Origin of the sequence: Bacillus sp. PS237 (assembly GCF_037963345.1) — a bacterium.
GTDB classification, from domain to species: domain Bacteria; phylum Bacillota; class Bacilli; order Bacillales; family Bacillaceae; genus Bacillus; species Bacillus subtilis.
This window is the reverse complement of sequence record NZ_CP150156.1, coordinates 3,677,433-3,703,321: the sequence shown is the minus strand read 5'-3', so window position 1 is coordinate 3,703,321 and position 25,889 is coordinate 3,677,433. Positions and strand designations below refer to the sequence as shown.

At 44.4% G+C, this 25,889-nt stretch carries 32 protein-coding genes and 1 pseudogene; 25 read left to right on the top strand and 8 right to left on the bottom strand.

Annotated features, from left to right (window positions below; genetic code table 11):
• Positions 1–239: 239 nt before the first annotated feature.
• The 16 genes and pseudogenes from NST22_RS19225 (at position 240) to NST22_RS19150 (ending at position 11,109) form a co-directional block, all read left to right on the top strand.
• Positions 240–923, top strand: coding sequence for a VWA domain-containing protein (locus NST22_RS19225; protein WP_003227700.1), 684 nt, complete (start codon positions 240–242; stop codon positions 921–923).
• A gap of 130 nt (positions 924–1,053) precedes the next feature.
• Positions 1,054–1,194, top strand: a complete 141-nt coding sequence (locus NST22_RS19220; RefSeq protein WP_003227702.1) for a hypothetical protein — start codon at positions 1,054–1,056, stop codon at positions 1,192–1,194.
• 52 nt (positions 1,195–1,246) lie between these two features.
• Positions 1,247–1,921, top strand: coding sequence for a VWA domain-containing protein (locus NST22_RS19215; RefSeq protein WP_003243553.1), 675 nt, complete (start codon positions 1,247–1,249; stop codon positions 1,919–1,921).
• Between the two features lie 93 nt (positions 1,922–2,014).
• Positions 2,015–2,176 (top strand): hypothetical protein, encoded by a 162-nt coding sequence (locus NST22_RS19210; protein ID WP_003227706.1) that lies wholly within the window; start codon positions 2,015–2,017, stop codon positions 2,174–2,176.
• Between the two features lie 245 nt (positions 2,177–2,421).
• A complete protein-coding gene (fdhD, locus tag NST22_RS19205) occupies positions 2,422–3,210 on the top strand; it encodes a formate dehydrogenase accessory sulfurtransferase FdhD (RefSeq protein WP_003227709.1) in 789 nt (262 codons plus the stop codon).
• Between the two features lie 15 nt (positions 3,211–3,225).
• The gene (moaA, locus tag NST22_RS19200; RefSeq protein ID WP_003243488.1) at positions 3,226–4,251 is read left to right on the top strand and encodes a GTP 3',8-cyclase MoaA; all 1,026 of its coding nucleotides are present in this window, start codon (positions 3,226–3,228) and stop codon (positions 4,249–4,251) included.
• A 191-nt stretch (positions 4,252–4,442) separates the two neighbouring features.
• Positions 4,443–5,576, top strand: a complete 1,134-nt coding sequence (gene rapB / locus NST22_RS19195) for a response regulator aspartate phosphatase RapB (RefSeq protein ID WP_003227715.1) — start codon at positions 4,443–4,445, stop codon at positions 5,574–5,576.
• A gap of 155 nt (positions 5,577–5,731) precedes the next feature.
• Positions 5,732–6,211, top strand: coding sequence for a hypothetical protein (locus tag NST22_RS19190; protein WP_003244390.1), 480 nt, complete (start codon positions 5,732–5,734; stop codon positions 6,209–6,211).
• A gap of 72 nt (positions 6,212–6,283) precedes the next feature.
• Positions 6,284–6,472, top strand: coding sequence for a stress response protein CsbD (gene csbD / locus NST22_RS19185; protein ID WP_003227718.1), 189 nt, complete (start codon positions 6,284–6,286; stop codon positions 6,470–6,472).
• A 212-nt stretch (positions 6,473–6,684) separates the two neighbouring features.
• Positions 6,685–6,853 (top strand): annotated as a pseudogene (locus NST22_RS19180) (urea ABC transporter substrate-binding protein); the annotation flags it as partial.
• 271 nt (positions 6,854–7,124) lie between these two features.
• Positions 7,125–7,289 carry a hypothetical protein gene (locus tag NST22_RS19175; RefSeq protein ID WP_015649919.1) on the top strand — a complete coding sequence of 55 codons (165 nt, stop codon included), beginning with the start codon at positions 7,125–7,127 and terminating at the stop codon, positions 7,287–7,289.
• 180 nt (positions 7,290–7,469) lie between these two features.
• Positions 7,470–7,787 (top strand): urease subunit gamma, encoded by a 318-nt coding sequence (ureA, locus tag NST22_RS19170; RefSeq protein WP_003227724.1) that lies wholly within the window; start codon positions 7,470–7,472, stop codon positions 7,785–7,787.
• Positions 7,784–8,158 (top strand): urease subunit beta, encoded by a 375-nt coding sequence (gene ureB, locus NST22_RS19165; protein ID WP_003227726.1) that lies wholly within the window; start codon positions 7,784–7,786, stop codon positions 8,156–8,158. Before ureA ends, ureB begins: the two co-directional genes overlap by 4 nt.
• A complete protein-coding gene (gene ureC, locus NST22_RS19160) occupies positions 8,155–9,864 on the top strand; it encodes an urease subunit alpha (RefSeq protein ID WP_003243090.1) in 1,710 nt (569 codons plus the stop codon). The genes ureB and ureC overlap by 4 nt, the downstream gene beginning before the upstream one ends.
• A 134-nt stretch (positions 9,865–9,998) precedes the next feature.
• The gene (locus NST22_RS19155; protein ID WP_003227734.1) at positions 9,999–10,400 is read left to right on the top strand and encodes an Rrf2 family transcriptional regulator; all 402 of its coding nucleotides are present in this window, start codon (positions 9,999–10,001) and stop codon (positions 10,398–10,400) included.
• Positions 10,401–10,467: 67 nt separating this feature from the next.
• Positions 10,468–11,109 (top strand): NAD(P)-dependent oxidoreductase, encoded by a 642-nt coding sequence (locus NST22_RS19150; RefSeq protein WP_003227736.1) that lies wholly within the window; start codon positions 10,468–10,470, stop codon positions 11,107–11,109.
• 34 nt (positions 11,110–11,143) lie between these two features.
• Here the strand turns inward: NST22_RS19150 and NST22_RS19145 are convergent, their stop codons facing one another.
• Positions 11,144–11,527, bottom strand: coding sequence for a DUF5362 family protein (locus NST22_RS19145; RefSeq protein WP_003227738.1), 384 nt, complete (start codon positions 11,525–11,527; stop codon positions 11,144–11,146).
• Between the two features lie 144 nt (positions 11,528–11,671).
• Here NST22_RS19145 and mta point away from each other — a divergent pair, with 144 nt between their 5' ends.
• A complete protein-coding gene (mta, locus tag NST22_RS19140; RefSeq protein ID WP_003242936.1) occupies positions 11,672–12,445 on the top strand; it encodes a transcriptional activator Mta in 774 nt (257 codons plus the stop codon).
• A 20-nt stretch (positions 12,446–12,465) separates the two neighbouring features.
• On the opposite strand, the gene cls is transcribed toward mta, so the two are convergent.
• Positions 12,466–13,914: a cardiolipin synthase gene (gene cls, locus NST22_RS19135; protein WP_003243311.1), complete on the bottom strand. Its 1,449-nt coding sequence runs from the start codon at positions 13,912–13,914 to the stop codon at positions 12,466–12,468.
• Positions 13,915–14,156: 242 nt separating this feature from the next.
• Here cls and NST22_RS19130 point away from each other — a divergent pair, with 242 nt between their 5' ends.
• On the top strand, positions 14,157–14,591 hold the full coding sequence (locus NST22_RS19130) for a DUF5392 family protein (protein ID WP_003244359.1): 435 nt from the start codon (positions 14,157–14,159) through the stop codon (positions 14,589–14,591).
• Here NST22_RS19130 and NST22_RS19125 read toward each other — a convergent pair.
• The 3 genes from NST22_RS19125 to NST22_RS19115 form a co-directional block, all read right to left on the bottom strand.
• A complete protein-coding gene (locus tag NST22_RS19125; protein WP_003227748.1) occupies positions 14,588–14,719 on the bottom strand; it encodes a hypothetical protein in 132 nt (43 codons plus the stop codon). The genes NST22_RS19130 and NST22_RS19125 overlap by 4 nt on opposite strands.
• Before the next feature lie 158 nt (positions 14,720–14,877).
• Positions 14,878–15,396, bottom strand: a complete 519-nt coding sequence (locus NST22_RS19120; RefSeq protein ID WP_003227749.1) for a DUF5362 family protein — start codon at positions 15,394–15,396, stop codon at positions 14,878–14,880.
• A complete protein-coding gene (locus tag NST22_RS19115; protein WP_010886629.1) occupies positions 15,393–15,884 on the bottom strand; it encodes a GNAT family N-acetyltransferase in 492 nt (163 codons plus the stop codon). Before NST22_RS19115 ends, NST22_RS19120 begins: the two co-directional genes overlap by 4 nt.
• Positions 15,885–16,024: 140 nt before the next feature.
• On the opposite strand from NST22_RS19115, the gene spoIIQ reads away from it, so the two are divergent.
• Together spoIIQ and NST22_RS19105 are read left to right on the top strand one after the other, a co-directional pair.
• Positions 16,025–16,876, top strand: a complete 852-nt coding sequence (gene spoIIQ / locus NST22_RS19110) for a stage II sporulation protein spoIIQ (RefSeq protein ID WP_003227751.1) — start codon at positions 16,025–16,027, stop codon at positions 16,874–16,876.
• 110 nt (positions 16,877–16,986) lie between these two features.
• Positions 16,987–17,409, top strand: coding sequence for a VanZ family protein (locus tag NST22_RS19105; protein ID WP_003227753.1), 423 nt, complete (start codon positions 16,987–16,989; stop codon positions 17,407–17,409).
• A 40-nt stretch (positions 17,410–17,449) separates the two neighbouring features.
• On the opposite strand, the gene bcrC is transcribed toward NST22_RS19105, so the two are convergent.
• The 3 genes from bcrC to amtB all read right to left on the bottom strand — a co-directional run bounded on the left by bcrC (position 17,450) and on the right by amtB (position 19,788).
• Positions 17,450–18,031, bottom strand: coding sequence for an undecaprenyl-diphosphate phosphatase BcrC (gene bcrC, locus NST22_RS19100; RefSeq protein ID WP_003243362.1), 582 nt, complete (start codon positions 18,029–18,031; stop codon positions 17,450–17,452).
• Between the two features lie 180 nt (positions 18,032–18,211).
• Complete coding sequence (locus NST22_RS19095; protein WP_003221829.1) at positions 18,212–18,562, bottom strand: P-II family nitrogen regulator; 351 nt, start codon at positions 18,560–18,562, stop codon at positions 18,212–18,214.
• Positions 18,563–18,573: 11 nt separating this feature from the next.
• The gene (gene amtB / locus NST22_RS19090) at positions 18,574–19,788 is read right to left on the bottom strand and encodes an ammonium transporter AmtB (RefSeq protein ID WP_003227757.1); all 1,215 of its coding nucleotides are present in this window, start codon (positions 19,786–19,788) and stop codon (positions 18,574–18,576) included.
• 281 nt (positions 19,789–20,069) lie between these two features.
• On the opposite strand from amtB, the gene NST22_RS19085 reads away from it, so the two are divergent.
• From NST22_RS19085 to NST22_RS19065, 5 genes are all read left to right on the top strand, one after another.
• A complete protein-coding gene (locus NST22_RS19085) occupies positions 20,070–20,534 on the top strand; it encodes a hypothetical protein (RefSeq protein WP_003227759.1) in 465 nt (154 codons plus the stop codon).
• Between the two features lie 183 nt (positions 20,535–20,717).
• The gene (locus NST22_RS19080; RefSeq protein WP_003227761.1) at positions 20,718–21,287 is read left to right on the top strand and encodes a hydrolase; all 570 of its coding nucleotides are present in this window, start codon (positions 20,718–20,720) and stop codon (positions 21,285–21,287) included.
• Positions 21,287–22,645, top strand: coding sequence for an MFS transporter (locus tag NST22_RS19075; protein ID WP_003243939.1), 1,359 nt, complete (start codon positions 21,287–21,289; stop codon positions 22,643–22,645). The genes NST22_RS19080 and NST22_RS19075 overlap by 1 nt, the downstream gene beginning before the upstream one ends.
• A 180-nt stretch (positions 22,646–22,825) precedes the next feature.
• The gene (pucI, locus tag NST22_RS19070) at positions 22,826–24,298 is read left to right on the top strand and encodes an allantoin permease (protein ID WP_003243156.1); all 1,473 of its coding nucleotides are present in this window, start codon (positions 22,826–22,828) and stop codon (positions 24,296–24,298) included.
• Between the two features lie 105 nt (positions 24,299–24,403).
• Positions 24,404–25,810 (top strand): right-handed parallel beta-helix repeat-containing protein, encoded by a 1,407-nt coding sequence (locus tag NST22_RS19065; protein ID WP_003243080.1) that lies wholly within the window; start codon positions 24,404–24,406, stop codon positions 25,808–25,810.
• The last annotated feature ends 79 nt before the right edge of the window (positions 25,811–25,889 follow it).

Here is a 25,889-nt window from a genome sequence, read left to right as displayed (position 1 = left end):
CACATTTGTCGACAGACTTCGACAGACTCATATAACGAAAGCCGAAAGGCGGACAATCTTCTCTTTTCATAGGGGCGTTAGGTGGAAATCACTAATAAAAACATAGGTTTCTATGCAAAAGTAAACAACAGCAATGGGGAAGCCCGCCCTATTTATTTCTCGGTTTTTGTTGATTACGATAGATTATGTTCAGCGTTGAACATCTGCACGCAGAAACAAATTGGTAAAGGGGTACGAACATGAAGAAAAGATTTTCACTGATCATGATGACAGGATTGCTTTTTGGATTAACTTCACCTGCTTTTGCAGCTGAAAAGACAGAAACGGAGGCTAAAGCGCCGGCGAACGTGGCGGTCTTGCTTGATGCCAGCGGAAGTATGGCGAAAAGAATAGATGGTGTATCTAAATTTAATTCAGCCAAAAAAGAAATTTCAAAGTTTGCGAGCTCATTGCCAGAAGGAACTCAGGTGAAAATGAGCGTGTTTGGCTCTGAAGGAAACAATAAAAATTCCGGAAAAGTTCAGTCATGTGAAGCCATTCGCAACGTATACGGCTTCCAAAGCTTTAACGAGCAAAGCTTCCTCAATTCTCTCAATACAATTGGGCCGACTGGCTGGACGCCAATTGCCAAAGCGCTGAACGAGGCGAAATCTTCTTTTGACCAGCTTGATGCAAAAGGGGAAAAAGTGGTGTATCTGTTGACAGACGGTGAGGAAACGTGCGGAGGAAACCCGATTAAAACAGCAAAGGAACTGCAAAAAGACAATATCACTGTTAATGTGATCGGCTTTGATTATAAAGAGGGATACAAAGGCCAGCTGAACGCAATTGCGAAAGTAGGCGGCGGTGAATACTTCCCGGCTTATACCCAAAAAGATGTTGAGAAAATTTTCACTCAGCAATCACTAATGTTATCTAAATAAGAAAAAAGAGGCTGGTGATGGTCAGCCTCTTTTTGTATGTAACAAAAACTTCAAAACTAATTAGCTGTCTGCCTGTAGCATAGTAGCAGATTTCCGTTTTTCTGTCATAATCAAGGCGAAAAAAGAATGAATGATCACACAAGCTGTTTATGCTTTCTGGGCGGAAATGGCTAAAAATGAACGGCATTTCAAGCGATTTTGGACAGATCGTGAAAGCAGCACAAAAGGCAGCATGTCCTATATCTTTTTGCATTTTCGTATTCTAGCATAAAGAAGAATCCAACATATAGTTGGAAAATATGAAAAAGAAAGGAAGTAATCATATGAAAAAATTGCTGGCTGCCGGTATCATTGGATTGTTGACTGTTTCCATTGCCTCCCCGTCTTTTGCCGCTGAGAAACAGGCTGATACAAATGTAGCTGTTTTGTTTGACGGAAGCGGAAGCATGGTTCAAAAAACAGGAGGAGAGCGCAAAATAGACATTGCCAAAAAATCAGTAAAATCTTTTGCCGAACTTCTTCCAAAGGATACAAATCTTATGCTTCGCGTTTTCGGGCATGCAGGGAACAATAAACTGTCCGGTAAAGCCCTTTCGTGCAGTACGACGGAAACCATTTACGGCCTTCATCCATATGAAGGGTCTCTGTTTGACAATTCATTGAGTGAGCTCAAGCCGACTGGATGGACACCGATTGCCAAAGCACTTGCAGACACAAGAAAAGAATTTGAAGCATTTGACGCAGACGGGAAAAACGTGGTGTATTTAATCACTGACGGTGAAGAAACGTGCGGCGGAGACCCTGCGGCGGAAATCGAAAAGCTCCGTGCATCAAATGTGGATACGATTGTAAACATCATTGGCTTCAACTTTGATGTCAAGGGTAATGAAGAGATGAAACAAGCAGCTGTCGCTGGCGGCGGAGAATATATTTCAGCGAACAGTGCGGATGAGTTCGAACAGGCTTGGGAAAAAGAAGCACAAAAATTTACTGAGTAAGGAACCTAAAGATCAGGCGCTCCCCCAGGCGCCTTTTTTATTGGTTTAAAAACAGTTTGGGCGGGAATGATACCCTAAAAAGGGGTTGAACATATGAAATTATTCGGAATGATTTTTCTTATAGCCACCGTTGCATTTATATTGCTTGGTGTTCTTCTAAAACTGGCAGCCTTCTTTTTTGTCAGCATTCTCACCTTGATCGCAGCTATTGTGCTGTTTACGGTTCTGAAAAAGAATCAGCATAATCAAACATAGAGTCCTTTATACAGAGGTGTCTCAGCGTGTCGACAAACCCCGCGTTCGTTGTCAATGCACATTGGTGCTCACGTGTTATAAAAGGAACGGCGGCTAAATGCTTAGGCGTCCTGCCTAAACACCGCCGTCATCACATCCTGTAAAAGCCCTTTATATAGAGGGCTCTTTTTGTGTCTCAGAATTCGACAAAATCCGAGGAGTGTGAAAAAATATAAAGGCAGGAACATTGCGGAGGGGAAGAGACATTGAACGATAAAGTAACTGCGGTCAGGGATGTATGGCGCTATGAACAAGGGGAAATAAGCAAAGTAGAAGACCGGATGGTGACGGAATTCCCTTTGACAGTGATACTGAATGGCAGTGAATTTGTGACGCTCGTTTGTACGCCTGAGCATATCGAAGAGCTTGTCATCGGATTTCTCGCATCAGAGGGTGTTATACGATTTCAAAAAGAAATTAAAAGGTTTACAATAGATGAAAGTCTCGGTTTTGTATATGTCGACCTCGTTCACCCTGAGACATTGGATCAAAAGGATTATACGAAACGGGTGATCGGCTCATGCTGCGGAAAGGGCCGTCATTTTTATTTTCAGCAGGATGTCAAAACAGCCAAGACGGCTGTCAGCCAAATCAAGATATCGCCTGAGGCATGTCTGGCGCTTATGAAAGACATGCAGCAAGGGAGCGGGACGTTTCAGGATACGGGAGGCGTCCATAATGCGGCGCTTTGCGACACAGAGAAGCTTCTGTTGATGCGCACAGATATCGGTCGGCACAACGCACTTGATAAACTATACGGACACTGCCTTCTAAACGGGATGTCCGTACGCGACAAACTGATTGTGTTCAGCGGCAGAATCTCATCAGAGGTCCTGTTAAAAGCGGCCAAAATCGGCGTGTCGATTGTCATTTCCAAATCGGCCCCGACGGAGCTTGCGATTCAAATGGCTGAAGAATTGAATATCACAGCGATTGGATTTGTCAGAAACGGATCATTTAATGTATATACACACCCTGAGAGAATCAGGGAGTAGGAAGGGGCTGTAGCTATGATTACAGAGTCGCGTCAGATGTTGGATAAAAGAAACAGACCGCTGAGAGACCTTCGCATTTCTGTTACAGACCGCTGCAACTTCCGATGCACGTACTGTATGCCCGCCGAATTATTCGGCCCGGATTATCCTTTTTTAAAGAAAGAGGAGCTGCTTTCATTTGAGGAGCTGGAACGGCTTGCGACATTGTTTGTCACAAGATTTGGCGTTGAAAAAATCCGCTTGACCGGCGGAGAGCCCCTCATGAGAAAGGATATGCCGGAATTAATCAAAAAACTGGCCCGCATACCGGGTATTCGTGACATCGCGATGACGACAAACGGATCACTGCTGCCTGTTTATGCTAAGAGGCTCAAGGAGGCTGGGCTGAAAAGGGTTACGATCAGCCTTGATTCTTTAGAAGACGAGCGTTTTAAGAAGATAAACGGGCGCGGTGTTTCTGTCAGCAAGGTGCTGGAAGGCATTGAAGCGGCGAAGCAAGCGGGGCTCGGTGTTAAAATCAATATGGTCGTTCAAAAGGGCGTCAATGAAAAAGATATACTGCCTATGGCCCGTTATTTTAAAGAAAAAGGGCATATCCTGAGATTCATTGAATTTATGGACGTAGGCAACACCAACCAATGGGAAAAGAAAGACGTCATGACAAAGGCGGAAATCATAGATTTGATCAATAAACACATGCCGGTTGAGCCGATAGCGCCTAATTATATAGGCGAAGTGGCTTCCAGATTCCGCTACTTGGACGGCTCCGGAGAAATTGGCGTCATATCATCTGTATCTGATGCATTCTGCGGATCTTGCAACAGAGCCCGTCTTTCTGCGAGAGGAGAGCTGTTTACCTGCTTATTCGCTTCAAGCGGATTTGACCTCAGAGCTCCGGTTCGCCAGGAATTAAGTGATGACGAACTATCAGAAATGATCGGGACAGTATGGAAAAATCGGATCGATCAGTATTCAGTCGATCGTACGCTATCAAAAGCATCTGGCAAAAAGAAAGTGGAAATGTCTTATATTGGCGGTTAATTTGAAGTCAAAAGCTTATCGGCACTGTCCGGTAAGCTTTTTTATTAGAATCCGAGTGCAAAAAATACGTAGAAAAACCGAAATATATAAGGATAGGCATAAAGAAGGAATCATTGTAAGAAAATTTAATTCCAAAGCCATACATTATGATAAAATATAACCAATTAGAAAATAGAAAGGGTTGGAGGGGCATGGCCGCGTACGAGATCCCGTCATCTCAAGTAGGAGTGAAAATCAATAAGTGGTATAAGCACATTTTAGCATTTCAAGTGGCTGATGCCGTAAAACTGAAAGAAGAAATTGATCTAGATATCGAACAGATGGAAGAGGATCAGCTGCTTCTCCTGTATTATCAGCTGATCAGCTACCGGCACCAAATTATGCTGGATTATGTAAAGCCTGACCTGCACGAGGAATCTCAGCTTCAATATCGTGAATTGATCAAAACGCTGGAAAGCAATCAGGACAGCATCTCCGGATTATCTGAGTATTATTTTCACTTGTTTAGAGGAATGTACGAATTTGAACAGAACAATTACATCTCGGCTATATCCTTTTATCGGAAAGCTGAGAAGATGCTTGCGTTTGTAGAAGATGAAATTGAAAGAGCGGAATTTCATTTTAAAGTGGCGGAAGTCTTTTATATTATGAAGCAGACGCACTTTTCCATGAACCATGCCGTACAGGCGCTGGAGACGTATAAGGCTCACGATTTTTACAGAGTCAGAAGAATTCAATGCCATTTCGTCATATCAGGAAACTACATTGACTACAGAAATTATGAAAAAGCGCTTGAACATTTAGATGACGCGTATCGCCTTGCTTTATTGGAAGGACAGCCCCGTTTGATCGGATCAGCCCTTTATAATATTGGTAATTGCTATGATGACAAGGGGGAGCTGGATCAGGCCGCCGAATACTTTGAAAAAGCGCTTCCTGTCTTCGAGGATTATCAGCTGGAACAGCTTCCAAAAGCGCTCTTCAGCCTGACTCGCGTTCTTTTCAAAAAACAAGATAGCGAAGCCGCGATACGGTACTATGAAAAAGGGATTGCCATTGCCCAAAAACGAAACGACTTCTTCAGTCTGGCAAAATATAAATTTCTGCAGGCATTATATGTGGAATCTGTCAATTTGAATATGATTCAAGAAGTATTTGATTATATGGAAGAAAAGGGCCTGTATGTATATATTGAAGAATTTGCTTTAGATGCTGCCTCTTATTTCAGTCATCGCGAACAATATAAAGAAGCGGTGTATTTTTATGAAAAAGCGGTCAGCATGAGAGAGATGATTCAAAGGAACGATTGTTTATATGAAGTATGAGACAAAACCATCTGCTGGCAGATGGTTTTTTTTTATGCAAAAAAAGGGGAGCATCGGAACGTTTATTTCCGGGGAGAACAGGAAAAATCGCTACAGCACTGTTTTTTGAACAAAAGCCGTTTTGGGATGCAGATATGCATGTGAGGGGGAATTCAATGTTTGGTTTTAATGATATGGTGAAGTTTCTGTGGTCTTTCCTCATTGTTCTGCCGCTTGTACAGATTATACATGTTTCAGGGCACAGCTTTATGGCTTTTATTTTTGGCGGAAAGGGATCGTTGGATATAGGCATGGGAAAAACGCTGCTTAAAATTGGACCCATACGGTTCAGAACGATTTATTTTATCGATTCTTTTTGCCGGTACGGGGAGTTGAAAATTGACAATCGATTCTCAAATGCACTCGTGTATGCAGGGGGCTGCTTGTTTAACCTCATCACGATTTTTGCAATCAATCTGCTGATTATACACAGTGTATTAAAGCCGAATGTGTTTTTCTATCAGTTTGTCTATTTTTCTACGTATTATGTGTTTTTTGCCCTGCTGCCGGTCCGATATTCGGAGAAAAAGTCATCAGACGGGCTGGCGATATACAAGGTGCTCCGTTACGGAGAGCGCTACGAAATCGATAAATAACATTAGAATGTTTATTGCCTCTCAGATCGGGAAGTTAACAAGTACACACATAATTGAGAGGGGAGAATTAACATGGGTAACGATAGTGTAAAAGACAAAATGAAGGGCGGCTTCAATAAAGCCAAAGGAGAAGTGAAGGATAAAGTCGGAGATATGGCTGACAGAACGGACATGCAGGCTGAAGGCAAAAAAGATAAGGCAAAAGGCGAAATCCAAAAGGATATCGGGAAAGCCAAGGATAAATTTTCAGATAAAGATTAATCGTACGGAAGAGGCAGGAAACGAAATGTTTCTTGTCTTTTTTTTTTCGCTTTTTCTGATGTGAATAAATATAACAAAAAAAGAAGCTGATTTGGTCAAGGTAACTAAATTTTTTAAATATTCTTTGAATTAATAGGCCTCTTCTATATAATGATGACATAAGTTGTAAACTTTTATAACATCATTTGAAGAAATCAAACAAAGGGGTTTTGATGACGGAATGTACTGCACCGAAGAAAGTGTCGGAAGCCACGGGAGTGCGAGAAAACAGTTGATATCGACACAAGCGGGGATTCAGTGAAGGCCGGAATTCTTCACTCATTAAGAGGAACGGTGGCGATCAGCGAAGTGACCGTCCATGATGCGGAGTTAATGGCAATAGTCGGGTTCTCGGTATCGTGGAGGTCGGCGCCTCAGACTGGCCTCCATGCCATGCTTCCGGTTGCGGAGCAAAACAACGGGCTGCCATCAGGAATGTAACGTCTGGTTATGATCAATCGATGGTTTTGCACAGCCTTAGCTTCGCCCGGGGCAGATTGTCGCTGTATTAGGCCGACTCCGGCTAAACAGAGGGGGCTATTTGTTTTAATCAAACGTTTGTTCAAAACGAAAAGGCGGTCAACAGCAGCAGCTTGCAATCACCAGAGCGCTGATGGTAAATCTGAAAAATATTTTACTTAATAAACAATTGGAAGGAATTCAGATTTTAATTGTCGAACTAGTCAGACAAGTTATTATAGAAATTTCCAGAAAAAAAGACATTTGTTATCTTAGTCGAGCGCAGTCTGGAAAACGCGTTAATCTGATCTTTCCGTGATCGACAGGGGAACGGTTGTTGACCATGGCAAGGCTGATGAAGAAACGGCATGCCGCTTTGAAAGGCATCTTACCGTATGACCCCCATTCTCGAAGAAAGGGAGGTGATGTCCCGCCTGACTGTTCCGCAAATTCGTAGTAGCCGCATCTGCTTTATATGACAAAAGAAGGAGGACTACAGATGAAACTGACACCAGTTGAACAAGAGAAATTGCTCATTTTTGCAGCGGGGGAATTAGCCAAACAGCGAAAGGCGCGGGGCGTTCTGCTGAACTATCCTGAGGCTGCTGCTTATATCACCTGCTTTATTATGGAAGGCGCACGTGATGGGAAGGGAGTAGCAGAGCTGATGGAAGCCGGCCGCCATGTATTAACGGAAAAAGATGTGATGGAGGGTGTGCCTGAGATGCTGGACAGCATTCAGGTGGAGGCCACATTTCCGGATGGTGTAAAGCTTGTTACGGTACATCAGCCAATTTCTGCGGAGGTGAAGTCATGAAGCCGGGAGCATTTCAAATTGCTGAGGGAACCATTACGATTAATGAAGGCCGTGAGATACGGGAGGTAACGGTAAAAAACACCGGATCACGCTCCATTCAAGTCGGTTCGCATTTTCATTTTGCGGAGGCCAACGGGGCTTTATTATTTGACCGTGAGCTGGCGATCGGCATGCGTCTTGATGTTCCATCAGGCACGTCGGTCCGTTTTGAGCCGGGAGAGCAGAAAACGGTCTCACTAGTGGAAATCAGAGGACGCAAGACAATTAGAGGGCTGAACGGAATGGCCGACACGTTTATCGATGAACGCGGCAAAGAAAAAACGTTGGCCAACTTAAAACAAGCCGGCTGGATGGAGGGTGTAATCCGATGAAAATGTCACGGGAGGAATATGCGGAACTGTTTGGCCCGACAACGGGCGATAAAATCAGATTGGGCGACACGGATTTATGGATCGAAGTCGAAAAGGATTTCACAGTATACGGTGAAGAAATGATCTTTGGCGGCGGAAAAACTATCCGAGACGGCATGGGCCAAAACGGCAGAATCACAGGGAAGGACGGCGCTTTGGATTTGGTTATCACCAACGTCGTGCTATTGGATTACACAGGCATTGTCAAAGCGGATGTCGGTGTGAAAGACGGCCGGATTGTCGGTGTCGGAAAAAGCGGAAATCCTGATATCATGGATGGAGTCGATCCGCACATGGTCATCGGAGCGGGGACAGAGGTGATTTCCGGTGAAGGCAAAATTTTAACAGCCGGGGGAGTGGACACGCACATTCATTTTATTTGTCCTCAGCAGATGGAAGTTGCGCTTTCTTCAGGTGTGACGACCCTTTTGGGAGGCGGAACAGGACCCGCTACAGGAAGCAAAGCGACAACATGTACGTCCGGGGCGTGGTATATGGCGAGGATGCTGGAAGCGGCCGAGGAGTTTCCGATCAATGTCGGCTTCTTAGGAAAAGGGAATGCATCCGATAAAGCGCCGCTGATCGAGCAGGTGGAAGCAGGCGCCATCGGTCTTAAGCTCCATGAAGACTGGGGAACGACGCCAAGCGCCATTAAAACGTGTATGGAAGTCGTGGACGAGGCTGATATTCAAGTTGCCATCCATACCGATACGATTAACGAAGCGGGCTTTTTGGAAAACACGCTCGACGCGATCGGGGACCGGGTTATTCATACTTATCACATTGAAGGGGCAGGCGGCGGTCACGCTCCGGATATTATGAAGCTCGCCTCTTACGCGAACATTCTGCCGTCATCTACAACGCCAACCATTCCTTATACCGTTAATACGATGGATGAGCATCTTGACATGATGATGGTCTGCCACCATTTAGATGCGAAAGTGCCTGAAGATGTGGCATTCAGCCATTCCAGAATCAGGGCGGCGACGATTGCCGCGGAGGATATTCTCCATGATATAGGTGCGATCAGCATGACATCATCGGATTCCCAAGCGATGGGGCGGGTCGGTGAAGTGATCATCCGAACATGGCAGGTAGCCGATAAAATGAAAAAACAGCGCGGCGCTCTTGCCGGTGAAAACGGGAATGACAATGTGCGCGCAAAACGGTACATTGCCAAATACACGATTAATCCGGCAATTACGCACGGGCTCAGCCATGAGGTCGGCTCGGTGGAAAAAGGGAAGCTTGCTGATCTCGTTCTGTGGGACCCGGTATTTTTCGGCGTGAAACCGGAACTGGTCTTAAAGGGCGGCATGATTGCACGTGCGCAAATGGGAGATCCGAACGCGTCCATCCCGACTCCTGAACCGGTTTTCATGCGCCAAATGTATGCGTCTTACGGAAAAGCCAACCGCTCAACCTCGATTACATTTATGTCTCAGGCAAGCATAGAGCGTGGTGTGGCGGAAAGCTTAGGGCTGGAAAAAAGGATTTCTCCAGTCAAAAATATCAGAAAGCTGAGCAAGCTGGATATGAAGCTGAATTCGGCTTTGCCGAAGATTGAGATTGATCCAAAAACCTATCAGGTCTTTGCTGACGGGGAGGAATTGTCTTGCCAGCCTGTCGATTATGTCCCACTTGGACAAAGATATTTCTTATTTTGATAAGACGCGGCCGGAGTGCATCCGGCCGTTCTATTGACTAAAAACGGTGCACAAAACCCATGTATTTAGTGTATATTAGATGTTGACAAACGAATCAAATGTAACTATTATAGTTACAACGGTGGTGAAAAAACATGATTAACAGCCGTCTTGCTGTTGCCATTCATATTTTATCCCTCATCTCGATGGATGAAAAAACATCTTCAGAAATCATTGCAGACAGTGTCAACACGAATCCGGTAGTTGTGCGAAGAATGATCAGCCTGCTGAAAAAAGCTGATATTCTCACATCACGCGCCGGGGTGCCGGGTGCAAGCCTCAAAAAAGATCCTGCTGATATTTCTCTTTTAGAAGTGTACCGGGCTGTCCAAAAGCAAGAAGAACTCTTTGCGGTTCATGAAAACCCGAATCCGAAATGTCCGGTAGGGAAAAAAATTCAGAACGCTCTGGATGAAACGTTTGAAAGTGTGCAAAGAGCGATGGAAAATGAACTGGCAAGCAAGTCATTAAAAGATGTTATGAATCATCTCTTTTAATCAAAAGGGATGACTTCTCACCGCTAACATGTAACTAAAATTGTTACAAATAAGGAGGAAATGAAAAATGAAAATTGGTATTATAGGCGCAAGCGGGAAAGCGGGAAACGAGATTTTGAAAGAAGCGAAAAAAAGAGGCCATGAAGTGACAGCCATCGTCAGAAACGCTTCAAAAGTGCAGGAGCAAGACGTAGCGATTTTGGAAAAAGATGTGTTTGAACTGACTGCGGAAGACATCAAGCCTTTCGACGCGGTCGTAAACGCTTTTGGAGCAGCACCCGGCCAAGAACATCTTCATGTTGAAGCAGGAAGAGCACTCATCAGCATTTTAAAGGACGCGAAGCACACAAGATTGCTTGTTGTTGGCGGAGCGGGAAGCCTGTTTGTTGATGAAGCCAAAACAACCCGTTTAATGGATACGCCGGAATTTCCGAAAGAATATTTGCCAACTGCATCAAATCAAGGCGAGAACCTGAAAGATTTGCAGCAGACAGACTCCATTTCCTGGACGTTCCTCAGTCCTGCGGCATTTTTTGATCCAGCAGGAAAACGGACTGGCTCTTACCAAAAAGGAAAAGACAATGTCATCGTAAATGCAAAAGGAGACAGCTATATCAGCTATGCAGATTATGCCATTGCCGTGTTGGACGAGCTTGAACATCCCGAACACAAAAATGAACGCTTCACAGTGGTAAGCGAAGCGGAATAATAAAAAACCCGGAGCCAGCTCCGGGTTTTTCTCATTAATAAGTGCTGTACGTATCGCTGAAAAGGCCGTCAGCAATCCCAAGCATTAAAAAGATGAAGAAGGCGATAATCGCAAGAATGGATACAGCAATGCTTACGATCAAATAAATCCCTTGCATCTTTACGAATTTCGCGTAATTCTCCAGCATTAAGTCTTCAGACTGTCCGCTATTGTGTTCAGCCATTTGGCCTGCTTCCCTAGCTGACCTCATCAAAAAGATACCGGAAATAATTTGCAGTACGCCTGGCACGGCACCGATTAGAAAAAAGAACGCGCCTGAAAGCGCGGTAATTGCGCCCATAATAATAAATAAAATGCCTGTAGCTTTTCCCCATTTCGAAATGCTGATGAGGGTTTTGTTCATTGTTTCAGGATTCATGTATACTGGCTCCCCTTTACAAAAAAATACTCACTTTTCTTTTATACACTATTTGTGAGAAGTTTTGTATATAGAAAATAACATTTTGGGGATTGACCCTAACGTTGCGTGATTGTTTACGATAAAAAAGAGGAGGTGTTATGTATGAAATATCAAGTTAAACAAGTGGCGGAGATATCAGGCGTTAGCATTCGGACGCTTCATCACTATGACAATATTGAGCTTCTGAATCCTTCAGCGCTTACTGATGCTGGGTATCGTTTGTACAGTGACGCAGACCTGGAAAGACTGCAACAGATTTTATTTTTCAAGGAAATCGGGTTTCGTCTGGATGAGATTAAAGAGATGCTGGATCATCCGAATTTTGACCGGAAAGCGGCACTTCAGTCGCAAAAGGAGATATTGATGAAGAAAAAACAAAGAATGGATGAGATGATTCAAACAATTGACAGGACGCTTTTGTCCGTTGATGGAGGGGAAACGATGAATAAGAGGGATTTATTTGCCGGATTAAGCATGAAAGACATTGAAGAGCACCAGCAGACATACGCTGATGAAGTCAGAAAGCTGTATGGAAAGGAAATCGCAGAAGAAACAGAGAAAAGGACATCTGCATACTCGGCAGATGATTGGCGCACGATCATGGCTGAATTTGATTCGATTTACAGACGAATTGCGGCGCGAATGAAGCATGGGCCCGATGATGCAGAGATTCAGGCCGCTGTGGGGGCATTTCGCGATCATATTTGCCAATATCATTACGATTGCACACTCGACATTTTCAGAGGACTCGGGGAAGTGTATATCACTGACGAGCGATTTACCGATTCAATCAATCAATATGGAGAAGGTCTTGCCGCTTTTTTGCGGGAGGCAATCATCATTTACTGTGACCATCAGGAAAACCCCCGGCCGTAAAGGCCGGGGGTTTACGCATCTTATAAGATCGGCGACAACAGCCGCGAGACGGATTCTTTTATTCGAATCCACAACGGGCGCTGCAGATACTCCTCATAGGTGAATTTTCTGGATACTAGCAAATCTTCTTTAAAAGTTGAAACCAGTTTTTTAGCAATGGTGATATCGTAAATAAATGCATTAACCTCAAAATTCAGCCTGAAGCTTCGGACATCAATGTTCGCTGTGCCGACTGAAGCGATTTCGTCATCCACCACGATGGTTTTCGCGTGAATAAAGCCGTTATCGTAAATATAGACAGTGGCTCCGGCTTTCAGCAGATCGCCGATATACGAAAGTGTCGCCCAGTATACAAAGGCGTGATCGGGCTTGTTCGGAATCATAATGTTAACGTCAATGCCCGAAAGGCAAGCGATCCTTAAAGCATCCAGCAGGCTTGCATCTGGGATAAAATAAGGTGTTTGTATCAAAATGGAACGCTTGGCGTTCGAAATCATTTTGATGTAGCCATTTTTAATTTGTTCCCATTCCGAATCAGGGCCGCTTGTGACAATCTGCATCCCGACGTTGCCTTTTGGGCCGTAATCAGGAAAGTGATTTGGAATATATGTCAGCGTATGGTGATGAGAAGCTTGGTTCCAGTCAAGGATGAATCGTGTTTGGATGGCGTGCACGGCCGTTCCTTGCAGCCGGATATGCGTATCCCGCCAATAACCGAATTTCGGATTAAGCCCTAGATACTCATCTCCGACGTTAAAGCCTCCGACATAACCGGTCATACCGTCTATGATCACAAGCTTTCGATGGTTCCGGTAATTCAGCCGCAGGTTAATCGGCCTGAGCTTTGACGGGAAAAAGACCTCCACATGCCCGCCAGCCTCGCGAAGCTCTTTAAAAAACTTTTTTCTCAGCGTTCTGGACCCGAGTTCATCATAAAGCACTCTGACCTGAACACCTTCTTTCGCCTTTTGGATGAGAGCGTCCCGCAATTTTTTGCCTAATTCATCGCCTTTATAAATATAATACTGTAAATGGATATGATCCTTAGCCTTTGAAATGTCACTCAGCAGCCGCTGAAATTTATCCCGTCCATCTGTAATGACGTCAACTGAATTATCCTCTGTAAACACAGCATGGTTATTCATAATCAGCATATAAATTAAATCTTTGTTATCAAAGGTTGCCCGGTTGTTAAACTGAAATTGCTTGGTTTCTAAATCTTCAAGCTGATGCTTCAGCAGCCTTTCAATTCCAATCTTTTTCCGGTCTTCCCATTGAAACAAATGCTTGCGTCTGAGATTATGGCCGAATAATAAGTATAAAATAAAGCCTAAAACGGGAATAAAGAAAAGAACAAGCAGCCACGCCCAAGATGCACTGGCATCGCGCCGTTCTTTGAAGATGACAATGATGGCCAAAAGAATATTTAAAATGAAAAAAAGTGATAAAAGGATGGAAGAAATACTCACTTTGTAACCCCGCTCATTCATATTTATCAAGAAGATTGCCATTAGTATTCCATGAATAACAGTGATCTGATTCCCATTACAAATTATAACACTCACATTTTAAAAGAATAAAGAGCGGCGATCCAGATTCTTCGTGAAAAATACGGGCAGATTTCTTTAAAACCAGCTTGCACCTGCGTTAAAATAAACACATATGATAACGTTCGTGAAGCTTGAAACATCAAATAAAGGGGGAGGATTATATGAACTTTTACAGAGTCGAACAAATGCCGGGGTTCATCAAAACAGAAATGCAAAAAATTCAAAAGGCCGTACAGCCTTTCATGAAAAAAACCGTCATTTACCGTTTTCTTGCTATTCCGCTTGCTGCATTCTCTCTCTTTAATTTAGCTGCTTTTCTATTTCATGCTTCAGCTGACAGGGAGTCCCTGATCAGCGCAGGCATATTCGCCCTTTTGGCGGCGCTCGGGCTCGCATTTTTTAAAGAGGCAGGCTATCAGCATAAACAAATCCAAAAAACGGTTCACATCTATATGCTGAACAGGATCAAAAAGAGCGAAATCCTTTCAGAAGAGCGGAAAAGCTCCTACGCACGACAAATAAAGGAAGAGCCTTTTGCGATGCGGAGTTTTGTTGAATTTTTGACTGAGGAAGACAGACGCAAAAAAATGTATTAAAGAAGATCTGCACCCGGATTGTTGAGATTTTCCAGACGATCCGGGTGTGTTTTTTTGCATGCAGACACCCGAAATAAAAAGTGCGGTTTCGGATTGATTCCGACTTCATCCGTTTTTTTGATATTCATTTCTGGGTAACAGCGTTGCTTTGTTGATTTCCTCTACTAGAGATGTCTATTGTATGCTTGCTTCAGGATTTGGTGTTTACGCCGGCCTGCTTTGAATAGTCAAATAAAATAGGCATGGTTCCGTTTATATGGAACTCATGCCCTGTCCTGTCTCATCATTATTCAAACACCGGATCATCCTCATAATAATAAGAATCCGGATCATCATACGAAGGCGTGTTCTCAAAAGCAGCAATGCCGATTACCACCAGCACGAAAATGGCTACAATGATCCCGATCAGGACAGTAACGATACTGGATGCTGCATAAAACAGCTGCATTTTTATAAATGTCCCGTAATTTTCAAGCATGCTTTCGCCAGCGCTGCCGGTTAGATTTCCTTCGGCTTCCGCGGCTGCTTTTGCTGAGCGCATCAAAAATACGCCTGAAATAATGAGCAGTACGCCCGGGATGGCGCCAATCACTGTCATCAAAACAGACAGAGTGACAAGCGATCCCATAATGATTAACAAGATGCCAGAAATTTTGCCCCACTTGGCAATGTCGGATAGCGACTTGACAGCGGAGGCGCTCAGCTGGCGGCTCTCCTGTCCAACAGGTGCAGTCTCCTGTTCAACAAGGCTATTTTCTTCATTATGATGTTCAATTTCGTTTTCATCTTTATCCAGACTAATCATGAAAGCTCTCTCCCTAAAATTTTTAAATCGTATCTTTTCCCGTCCATTTCGGCGATGCCGGGGAATAGTCCCCATTCTGCAAACCCGTGCTTTTCAAACAGCTTCAGGCTTGGTTTATTATGCCCGAAAATGAAGGCCATAAGTGAGCGGATGCCAAGATTCGGGGCAATGCGGAGCGCTTCTTGAAGCAAATATGATCCAACACCTTTGCCGCGGCATGCTTCGTCAATGTATATGCTGACTTCCGCTGTTTTATTATAGGCTGGCCTTCCATAAAATGTTTCAAAGCTGATCCAGGCAGCGACGTTTCCGTTTTCATCCTCGGCCACATAGAGCGGACGTGACTCTGTATGTCCCGAAAACCATTCCATCCGGTCTTCAGGAGTTACCGGTTCGGTATCGGCTGTTACCATTCGAGAAGCAATCGTTGAATTATAAATCGCCACAACAGCCTCCAAGTCTCTATGTTCAGCAAGACGCAATGTCATGTTCATACGTTTTTGGCACTCCTCTCAAAAAAATACATATTTTCGTTCAGTCTGTGCAAACTACATCTAAAAAAGTTTTTTTGGATAGGTTGTATATATTTTCAGAAAAGTGTTCAGAATGTTGCTGAGGTGATGAAACAATGAGAGAGGAAGAAAAGAAAACTTCTCAAGTCAAAAAACTTCAGCAGTTTTTTCGTAAACGCTGGGTGTTCCCTGCAATTTACTTAGTCAGTGCGGCCGTCATTTTAACAGCTGTCCTTTGGTATCAATCAGTATCAAATGATGAGGTAAAGGATCAGTTGGCTGATAACGGCGGAAACTCCGCATATGACAACAACGACGATGCAGTTGAAGTAGGAAAGTCAATGGAAAATGTCGCAATGCCGGTTGTTGATTCTGAAAACGTTTCTGTTGTGAAAAAGTTCTATGAAACCGATGCCGCAAAAGAAGAGAAAGAAGCAGCACTCGTTACCTATAATAACACGTACAGCCTAAGCAAAGGAATTGACTTAGCTGAGAAAGACGGAAAAGATTTCGATGTCTCTGCTTCTCTGAGCGGTACGGTTGTTAAAGCTGAAAAAGATCCAGTGCTGGGATATGTTGTGGAAGTAGAACATGCCGACGGTTTATCGACTGTGTATCAATCTCTTTCCGAAGTAAGCGTAGAGCAAGGTGACAAAGTAAAACAAAATCAAGTGATCGGAAAATCTGGCAAGAACCTTTACAGTGAAGACAGCGGAAACCACGTGCACTTTGAAATCCGTAAAGATGGGGTTGCAATGAATCCGTTAAACTTTATGGACAAACCAGTTTCTTCTATTGAAAAAGCTGCCACCCAAGAAACAGAAGAATCCATTCAGCAATCTTCCGAGAAAAAGGACGGATCAACTGAAAAAGGAACAGAAGAAAAATCCGGTGAGAAAAAGGATGATTCAACTGACAAATCTGGTTCTAAAGAAAGCAGCACAACAGAAGACACTGAACAGTCTTAATGAAGAAAACGTCTATCCTTGTGATGGGCGTTTTTTTCTGTTACTTTTTGCTTTGTTTTACCGTCTATGTAGTTACATGTAGGCACGTACGTTATAAAGGAGGTTATGTCATGAACCGCCTATTGCTCGCAGGCTGGATCTTTTTTATCCTGCTTTCTGTCTGTACGGAAAGCTTCAGCGGCATGGTCGTATCGCAAACGGTGGCTTTTCATTTTCAGCCGCACCCTGATCTGTCTCAATTTTTAGTTATGGATTTTACTGAGCTTACTGTACCTGAAGCGTTTATTCAAAAAATCGGACACGCGTTTTCCTTCTTTGTGCTGACATATTTGCTGTGGAAACAGCGGGGCAGCATAAGATCAGCTGCAGCCGGCTCATTTGCGTTTGCTTTTTTCACAGAAGTTCTTCAGCTCTTCTTCAGCAGGAATGGTTGTATCCGGGATGTGCTCATCGATGCTGTTGGAATTGGGTTGTTTTATGGTTTATATGTGTTGGCGAAGCGAAGAAAACAAGAGATGTATGAGAAATATTAAAGCCGGCTGTCTTGATTTCAGACGCCGGCTTTTGTCTTTCTTAGAAATTTTGATCGGTTGGTTTTTTCGTCAGTTTATTGATAATGGCTTCGTAGATCCTCACGACCAAATCGACGAACGGGCGAAGCAGATCTGAAAATCTAAAGAAAAGGAACCCGATAATGATGGCGACAACGAGGCTGCCCAATACATCTACCGGATAGTGATGTCCCACCCAAATTCTCGAAAAGCCTGTCAAAAGCCCAAAAATGACAAGCGGCCAGCCGATTTTGCGGTTTCTGAAAAGCATCGCAATAGAAATCGCTAATGCACCTGTCGTATGGTCACTTGGAAATGAAGCATCCGCAGCATGCGGAATCAGTGTATGCACTGTATGCGCAACGAACGGGCGCGGTTCGAAATAAACAAGCGTAATCAAATAGTTGATCACAAGGCCTGCAATTCCTGTGATGCCTGCGTATAGCACATGTTTTCTGCTTTGTGTGTTCCCAAACAGCCAGATTGCCAATAGGATAAGGGCATAGGCGACAATGGCATATTCCGTGATGAAGACCATAATGGAATCGAGAACTGAATTGTGATGAGATAGTCCATGGATTGCTTTAAAAATTTCGTAGTTCAAATAATCACCTTTTACATTTTTATATTTAGTAGACTAATCTTACTCATGAAAAGTTTCAAATAAAAATAGAGATTGTCTGAAATAACGGCGCTTGAAGAGAATTCGAAGAGGAATCGCGGTTTCTGGGGGGATTCTGTGCACAAAAAAAGAGATCCGGAGTGTCCGAATCTCGTACCGATATTAAAGTGCTTCAGGTCCTTCTTCGCCTGTGCGGATGTTGATCGTATTGCTGATTTCATAGACAAATATTTTACCGTCACCTGGTGATCCCGTTTTCAGCACCCTTTTAGCGGTCTCTGTCACTTGATCAACAGGAACCTTGCTGACCACAATTTCTATTTTTAAACGCTCGTATACATTGCTTTCTATTTTTACCCCTCGATAGAGCTCCGTATGTGCTTTTTGAAGGCCGCAGCCGTGTACATTGGAGAAAGTCAGAGAGGTCACTCCGATTTTTCCGAGTTCCTGCTTCAGCTTTTCAAAATTTGCCGGACGCGTTACAATTTCTACCTTGAACATTTGACCGCTCATAGCGTCACTCCTCACATAGAATCTTGATATGCTTTTTCCCCGTGCATCGTTAAGTCAAGCCCAAGTGACTCTTCTTCTTCAGTTGCGCGAAGGGGAAGGAAGAGGCTTACAATTTTAATAATAACGAAAGTGACAATAAATACAAAAACATAAGTGGCGGCGATGGCGACGATTTGTTTCCAGATTAAGCTTGCATCACCGTAAAATAACCCATCTGCGCCCGCTGAGTTAACAGAGGTTGTTGCGAATAATCCTGTTGCGATTCCGCCCCATGTGCCGCCGATCCCGTGCAGGCCAAAGGCGTCAAGCGCGTCGTCGTATCCGAATTTCTTTTTAAGCGAGAATACTCCCCAGAAACAAACAGCTCCGCCGATGATGCCGATAATAATGGAAGCGAACGGTGTGACAAATCCGGCAGCCGGCGTAATGGCGACAAGCCCGGCGATTGCCCCAGATACCGCTCCGAGCATTGTCGGTTTTTTGTTAATGATCCATTCTACTAAGATCCAGCCGGCGATCCCGGCTGCAGCCGCGGTGTTTGTGTTGATGAACGCGTACATGGCTACACCATCTAAAGTCAAAGCGCTGCCGACGTTAAAGCCGAACCAGCCGAACCAAATCAAAGCTCCTCCTAAGAAGGTGTAAATGAGGTTATGCGGAGAAGACGCTGTACCGTCTTTCCGTTTGCCGAGCACAATGGCAAGAACAAGTCCTGCCACACCGGAGGAAATATGAACAACATTGCCGCCAGCAAAATCGAGCGCTCCAAGCTGGCCGATCCAGCCGCCGCCCCATACCCAGTGCGCTACGGGTGTGTAAACCAAAGAGGCCCATAAAACCGAGAATAAAAGAAAAGCGCCGAATCGCATCCGCTCTGCGAAGGCCCCGGAAATAATCGCTGTAGTCAGAACGGCGAACGTCATTTGGAACATCATAAATAACGAGTGGGGGATGGTATCGCTGTAATCTCCCGGATCAAATCCGACCCCTTTGAGGCCGGCCCACTCCAGCCCGCCGATGATTGAATTGCCTGGTGCGAAGGCAAGTGTATATCCGAACAGCACCCAAACGATGGAAACGATGGCAATGGAAGAGAAACTGTGCATGGCAGTGCTCAGCACATTTTTGCTCTTTACCATTCCTCCATAAAATAACGCTAATCCCGGGGTCATCAGCCACACGAGTAAAGCGCAAAAGAACATAAAAACTGTATCGCCCATTTGCATGTCTCATTCCTCCGTATCTTTCAGAATAAAAAGCAATTATTATATTTCTTCATTATAGAGAAAAAAGAATGATAAAACATTTTCATGTAAGATTTCCTGACATGGTTTTTAAGGAATGTTATCGAGGGACGGAAAGAAAGGAGAACGGCATTTTTTACGATATAAGACTTTGTATCTATAAAAGAAGCTATTCATATGAGCTGAAAAGGGAATTGACATTAATTAGAATACTCTATACTGTATTAAGTGTACTATATCAAATAATACACTGAGGGGGATGTATGATGAAGAAAGGCGGCAGGCTGAGGAAAGCGGTACGCAAGTCGATTCCCGCGACGTTCCGATTGTTTTTAGCCTTTAATTTTTTCGTGTACGGTCTGGCGAAAGTGGTAATTGGCCAGTTTGGCGAGGTGACGCCTGAAATCGAGGCGGCTGCCGGGAAGGGGTTTACGATCGTGTGGACATTTTTCGGTTATTCTCATGTCTATGAACTGTTTATAGGTTTTGGTGAAATCCTGGCAGCTGTTTTATTACTGATTCCGCGAACGGCTGCATTAGGGGCGGTTATTTTTATGCCCATTATTGTGAACATCGTCTTGATTAACTATTGTTTTGATATTGGCGTGCAGGATCTTAGCACGATATTAATGGTTATGTGTCTTATCCTGCTTTGGATGGACCGCCGCAAATTCATGGGCATTTTCAGGCAGGAACCGATAGACAGCAGGCAGGTGATGAAGCGATGACGCCCCTTATGATTACAGTGCTTGCCGGTTTGTTCGTATGCACAACCTGTTACTACTACATAAAAGAAAAATCATGAGAAAACGTTCCTTCTGAGAATTTCACAAGCATCATAAAAGAACTTAGGCAGTGTGAAGAGTAAAATATGCAATGTGAGAAACACTAACAGTATCAGGAGGAGACGTATGATGAATACACTCAACATTGATTTTCAAAAAACAGCATTGGTTATCATTGATTTACAAAAGGGGATTGTGCCGATTGATCAAAGCGGCCAGGTTGTCCCGAACGCGAAAAAGCTCGTAGATGAATTTCGGAAACATAACGGGTTCATCAGCTTTGTAAATGTAGCCTTTCATGATGGAGCGGACGCCCTGAAGCCGCAAACGGATGAGCCTGCGCAGGGAGGTTCAGGGGAAATGCCGGCGGACTGGGCCGAATTTGTTCCGGAAATCGGTGTGCAGGATGGCGATTATACTGTGACAAAACGGCAATGGGGTGCTTTTTTTGGCACAGATTTAGACTTGCAGCTGAGACGTCGCGGCATTGATACGATTGTATTGTGCGGCATCGCAACGAATATCGGGGTGGAAAGCACAGCACGGGAGGCATTTCAGCTTGGCTATCAGCAGATTTTTATTACAGATGCCATGTCCACATTTAGCGATGAAGAGCATGAAGCCACACTGCGCTTTATTTTCCCGAGAATCGGTAAATCGCGGACAACGGAAGAGTTTCTGGAACAAGTGAAATGATGTTATCGAAAAAAAGCCGAGCTGTTTTTTTAACAGCTGTGGCTTCGGGAACAATGCTGAATCCGCTGAACTCGTCTATGATCTCTCTTGCGCTCCATAGCATCCAGCATGAGTTTCACCTCTCGTTTACAACGGTTTCCTGGCTGATTTCCTCGTTTTACTTGGCGAGTGCCGTAGCGCAGCCCGTAACGGGAAAGCTCGGTGATTTGATTGGGCGGAAACGCTTGTTTTTATTCGGGCTTATTCTTGTTGCGGTTTCTGCCATCGGGGCGCCGTTTGCGCCGACGTTTATGACATTATTGGTCATGCGGCTGTTTCAATCGGTGGGGAGCAGTGCGATTTATCCGTCAGGTGTCGGCTTGATTCGGAATCATATTCATGAGCGCCAAGCTTCAGCCTTGGCTGTACTCTCTATTTTTGCGTCCGCCATGACGGCGCTGGGGCCGACAGCCGGCGGGTTTTTGATTGTATGGGGAGGCTGGCCGGCGATCTTTATCGTTAATTTGCCGTTTATTATCCTCAGCTTCTTATTGGGCCTGTATATGTTCCCGAAAGATCAGAAAAAAGGGGCAGGAATCAAAACCATTATTCGGCAGCTCGATATTCTTGGAATTGTTTTATTTGCCGGGGGAATCATTTTCCTTCTATCCTTTTTGCTGTCGTTCAGCACGTCGCCGCATGCGGTTGAAGGTGTGCTTGGCTTGCTTCTGCTCTGTGCGTTTGTCTGGCGCGAGCTGAAAACGGATAAGCCGTTTATTGATGTCCGTCTGTTTAAAACACAGCGAAACCTGTCAGCCGTGTATGTTCAGTTTATTTTATTGAATGTTTTCTTCTATTGTTTATTTTTTGGTTTGCCAAGTTACTTTCAGGATGAAATGCATCTTTCTGTTCAAACGAGCGGCCTGTTTATGCTGTTTATGTCTGGAATGAGCATCGTTGTGTCACCTCTAACCGGCAAATGGATCGACCGATCTGGTGTCGTCAAGCCGATCTTTGCGGGAGCGCTTTTGATGACGGCTGGAGCCGTGCTCTTAACCATCTTTTTTATCAATGTCCAGACCATCGGTAAAGGCCTCATTCTGTCGCTCTTGGGTATAGGCTACGGACTGGGCAATGTCGCGCTTCAGGCAGCGATGCTGGAAACGAGTCCTTCCAACATGGTAGGAACGACTTCAGGCCTGTTTCAAACCTGCCGTTACCTAGGATCGATTTTGTCTTCGGTGATCCTTGGCATTCTTTTTGGTAAAGAAATCACGGCAGCCCATTTTGATATGATGGGAATCATTATGATTATAGCGGGCGGAGCAAGCCTGTTAATGGCTGTGAGATTTGCTGCATTAATGAAAACTGCATCTTAAGAAAGAGACGGGCTCTGAGGTCTGTCTCTTTTTCTTGTTTAAGCTGTTCAAATACAAACGGGAAAATTGTATATCATAGCCAGTGTTATTGTCTGACTCTTCAGTTATATTAAGTGACATCTAATGTCAAAAAACATAACGTGTGACGACATATAGACAATATGGAAAGGGGAGCCGGCTATGAAATTAAAAGAGAGTCAGCAGCAATCCAACAGGCTGAGCAATGAAGATCTGGTGCCTTTGGGACAGGAAAAACGGACGTGGAAAGCAATGAACTTTGCCTCCATTTGGATGGGATGTATACATAACATACCGACCTACGCGACCGTGGGAGGATTAATTGCGATCGGCCTTTCGCCTTGGCAGGTGCTGGCGATCATTATTACGGCATCACTTATCCTATTTGGCGCTCTTGCCTTAAACGGCCATGCGGGGACAAAATACGGGCTGCCGTTTCCAGTGATCATTCGGGCTTCTTACGGGATATACGGCGCGAATATCCCCGCGCTTCTAAGGGCGTTTACAGCTATCATGTGGCTTGGCATCCAGACCTTTGCGGGTAGCACGGCACTGAACATTTTGCTTTTGAATATGTGGCCAGGTTGGGGAGAAATTGGCGGCGAGTGGAACATTCTCGGCATTCACTTGTCCGGTTTGCTTTCCTTTGTATTCTTTTGGGCCATTCATTTACTCGTATTGCATCACGGCATGGAGTCGATTAAACGTTTTGAGGTGTGGGCAGGGCCTTTAGTGTATCTGGTATTTGGCGGCATGGTATGGTGGGCCGTTGATATTGCTGGAGGATTGGGCCCGATATACTCTCAACCAGGAAAGTTTCATACGTTTTCAGAAACATTCTGGCCGTTTGCTGCCGGAGTTACTGGCATCATCGGCATCTGGGCGACATTGATCTTAAATATACCTGATTTTACACGGTTTGCTGAAACACAAAAAGAGCAAATCAAAGGACAATTTTACGGTTTGCCGGGAACGTTTGCGCTGTTCGCATTCGCAAGTATTACGGTGACCTCCGGCTCGCAGGTCGCGTTCGGAGAGCCGATTTGGGATGTTGTCGATATTTTGGCGCGGTTTGATAACCCTTATGTCATCGTCTTGTCCGTGATCACACTCTGCATCGCCACGATCTCTGTAAATGTCGCGGCGAATATCGTATCACCCGCTTATGATATAGCGAATGCCCTGCCGAAATATATCAATTTCAAACGTGGCAGCTTTATCACAGCGTTGCTCGCTTTATTTACGGTTCCGTGGAAGCTGATGGAGAGCGCGACAAGCGTGTATGCGTTTCTTGGCTTAATAGGCGGCATGCTTGGACCGGTGGCAGGCGTGATGATGGCCGACTATTTTATCATTCGCAAACGTGAGCTCTCGGTAGATGACCTGTATTCCGAAACAGGACGGTATGTGTATTGGAAGGGCTACAATTACCGTGCGTTTGCAGCCACAATGTTAGGAGCGCTGATTTCGCTGATTGGCATGTATGTTCCTGTATTGAAGAGCTTATACGATATTTCTTGGTTTGTAGGTGTGCTGATTTCCTTTCTTTTCTACATTGTTCTGATGCGTGTTCACCCGCCTGCATCATTGGCAATTGAAACAGTTGAACATGCGCAGGTCCGCCAGGCTGAATAAGATCTATTTAGACGGTATATTTTCATATTTTTGAAATGGTTTTCCATAAATAGAACATTTATAATGGTTTTAGAAATCTATTCTAAAACGAAATGGGAATCGAAAATGAGAAAATGGTATTTTATTCTTTTGGCGGGTGTTTTAACGTCTGTCATCCTCGCTTTCGTTTATGATAAGACAAAAGCGAATGAGGAAGGATCTGGGGATTATCTGTATGTTTCGCCAAATGGCAGTGATCAAAATGAAGGAACAAAAGAAAAGCCGTTTCGTACATTGGCACACGCATCTGAGAAGGCTGCTGCCGGCACAACTGTCATGATTCGGGAGGGCACGTATCATGAGACCCTTGATGTAAAGCACAGCGGTACGGACGGAAAGCCTATCACATTCCGAAACTATGAAAATGAAAACGTCGTGATTAGCGGTGAATCCGTTGCGAACGCTGAATATGAAACACCGCTTATTCGTATTCACGATAAACATGACATTGCCATCAGCGGTTTAACAATTCAAGATCTTTCTGTTTCATCTGAGGAAGCAACTGCTATAGGGATTTATGTATCAGGGTCCAGCAGTCATATCGCCATTAAGGATAATCACATCCGGGGGATTAAGACAACAGCGGATGAAGGAAATGCTCACGGAATCGCAGTTTATGGGACTGGCAGCATGAAAGACATCCGAATCGAGGACAATACAGTTGAGAAACTGACGCTTGGAGCGAGTGAAGCAGTTGTGCTGAACGGTAATATCGACGGCTTCACAGTTGCAGGCAATGTGGTCCGCAACAATAATAACATCGGGATTGATCTAATTGGTTATGAGGGAACCGCGGATAAAAACGATTACGTGCGAAACGGAGTCGTAGAAAACAATACAGTTTATCAAAACTCGACTTACGGCAATCCTGCTTATGGAGATGAATACTCAGCGGGCGGGATTTATGTCGATGGAGGACACGATATCGAAATTAAGAACAACACAGTTTACGATAACGATATTGGGATTGAAGCAACGTCTGAACACAAAGGAAAGTATGCAAATGCCATTCAGATCACAGACAACAAAGTGTACAACAATGCGTACACCGGTATTTCAATCGGAGGATATGACAAAAAGCGGGGCGGCACCAGCAATTCTCTGATTGCCCGCAATATTATGTACCGGAATGACACAAAGGGACTGTACGGCGGACAGCTGCTGCTGCAGTACGATACGAAAAACAACACAATTGAAAAGAATATATTGACGGCCGGTGATTCCAGATTATTTATCGGAAACGACTTTACAGAAAACGAAGGTAATACGGTCAATCATAACGTGTACCACAAGGAAGCGGATCAAGACGGCATATGGATGTGGAAAAAGAAAGAATATGATTCATTTTCTTCGTATCGAAAAGCAACAAAAAACGATCAACAATCCATATATGCCGATCCGATGTTTCGTGATGAAGCGTCCTATGATTTTTCGTTAGATCCTGATTCACCTGCGCGGCCTGTCATTGAATAATTGCTATAAGCGGCGTTCTCTCGTTCAACCGAGAGGGCGCCGTGTTTTAATGGAAAAAAGACTGCCGGGATTTCCCGGC

Bases quoted from the DNA above. Each gene is read 5' to 3' on its own strand.
- NST22_RS19225 (WP_003227700.1), top strand. From the start codon at position 240: ATGAAGAAAAGATTTTCACTGATCATGATGACAGGATTGCTTTTTGGA.
- NST22_RS19220 (WP_003227702.1), top strand. From the start codon at position 1,054: ATGATCACACAAGCTGTTTATGCTTTCTGGGCGGAAATGGCTAAAAAT.
- NST22_RS19215 (WP_003243553.1), top strand. From the start codon at position 1,247: ATGAAAAAATTGCTGGCTGCCGGTATCATTGGATTGTTGACTGTTTCC.
- NST22_RS19210 (WP_003227706.1), top strand. From the start codon at position 2,015: ATGAAATTATTCGGAATGATTTTTCTTATAGCCACCGTTGCATTTATA.
- moaA (WP_003243488.1), top strand. From the start codon at position 3,226: ATGATTACAGAGTCGCGTCAGATGTTGGATAAAAGAAACAGACCGCTG.
- rapB (WP_003227715.1), top strand. From the start codon at position 4,443: ATGGCCGCGTACGAGATCCCGTCATCTCAAGTAGGAGTGAAAATCAAT.
- NST22_RS19190 (WP_003244390.1), top strand. From the start codon at position 5,732: ATGTTTGGTTTTAATGATATGGTGAAGTTTCTGTGGTCTTTCCTCATT.
- csbD (WP_003227718.1), top strand. From the start codon at position 6,284: ATGGGTAACGATAGTGTAAAAGACAAAATGAAGGGCGGCTTCAATAAA.
- NST22_RS19175 (WP_015649919.1), top strand. From the start codon at position 7,125: ATGGTAAATCTGAAAAATATTTTACTTAATAAACAATTGGAAGGAATT.
- ureA (WP_003227724.1), top strand. From the start codon at position 7,470: ATGAAACTGACACCAGTTGAACAAGAGAAATTGCTCATTTTTGCAGCG.
- ureB (WP_003227726.1), top strand. From the start codon at position 7,784: ATGAAGCCGGGAGCATTTCAAATTGCTGAGGGAACCATTACGATTAAT.
- ureC (WP_003243090.1), top strand. From the start codon at position 8,155: ATGAAAATGTCACGGGAGGAATATGCGGAACTGTTTGGCCCGACAACG.
- NST22_RS19155 (WP_003227734.1), top strand. From the start codon at position 9,999: ATGATTAACAGCCGTCTTGCTGTTGCCATTCATATTTTATCCCTCATC.
- NST22_RS19150 (WP_003227736.1), top strand. From the start codon at position 10,468: ATGAAAATTGGTATTATAGGCGCAAGCGGGAAAGCGGGAAACGAGATT.
- NST22_RS19145 (WP_003227738.1), bottom strand. From the start codon at position 11,527: ATGAATCCTGAAACAATGAACAAAACCCTCATCAGCATTTCGAAATGG.
- mta (WP_003242936.1), top strand. From the start codon at position 11,672: ATGAAATATCAAGTTAAACAAGTGGCGGAGATATCAGGCGTTAGCATT.
- NST22_RS19130 (WP_003244359.1), top strand. From the start codon at position 14,157: ATGAACTTTTACAGAGTCGAACAAATGCCGGGGTTCATCAAAACAGAA.
- NST22_RS19125 (WP_003227748.1), bottom strand. From the start codon at position 14,719: ATGAATATCAAAAAAACGGATGAAGTCGGAATCAATCCGAAACCGCAC.
- NST22_RS19120 (WP_003227749.1), bottom strand. From the start codon at position 15,396: ATGATTAGTCTGGATAAAGATGAAAACGAAATTGAACATCATAATGAA.
- NST22_RS19115 (WP_010886629.1), bottom strand. From the start codon at position 15,884: ATGACATTGCGTCTTGCTGAACATAGAGACTTGGAGGCTGTTGTGGCG.
- spoIIQ (WP_003227751.1), top strand. From the start codon at position 16,025: ATGAGAGAGGAAGAAAAGAAAACTTCTCAAGTCAAAAAACTTCAGCAG.
- NST22_RS19105 (WP_003227753.1), top strand. From the start codon at position 16,987: ATGAACCGCCTATTGCTCGCAGGCTGGATCTTTTTTATCCTGCTTTCT.
- NST22_RS19095 (WP_003221829.1), bottom strand. From the start codon at position 18,562: ATGAGCGGTCAAATGTTCAAGGTAGAAATTGTAACGCGTCCGGCAAAT.
- amtB (WP_003227757.1), bottom strand. From the start codon at position 19,788: ATGCAAATGGGCGATACAGTTTTTATGTTCTTTTGCGCTTTACTCGTG.
- NST22_RS19085 (WP_003227759.1), top strand. From the start codon at position 20,070: ATGATGAAGAAAGGCGGCAGGCTGAGGAAAGCGGTACGCAAGTCGATT.
- NST22_RS19080 (WP_003227761.1), top strand. From the start codon at position 20,718: ATGATGAATACACTCAACATTGATTTTCAAAAAACAGCATTGGTTATC.
- NST22_RS19075 (WP_003243939.1), top strand. From the start codon at position 21,287: ATGTTATCGAAAAAAAGCCGAGCTGTTTTTTTAACAGCTGTGGCTTCG.
- pucI (WP_003243156.1), top strand. From the start codon at position 22,826: ATGAAATTAAAAGAGAGTCAGCAGCAATCCAACAGGCTGAGCAATGAA.
- NST22_RS19065 (WP_003243080.1), top strand. From the start codon at position 24,404: ATGAGAAAATGGTATTTTATTCTTTTGGCGGGTGTTTTAACGTCTGTC.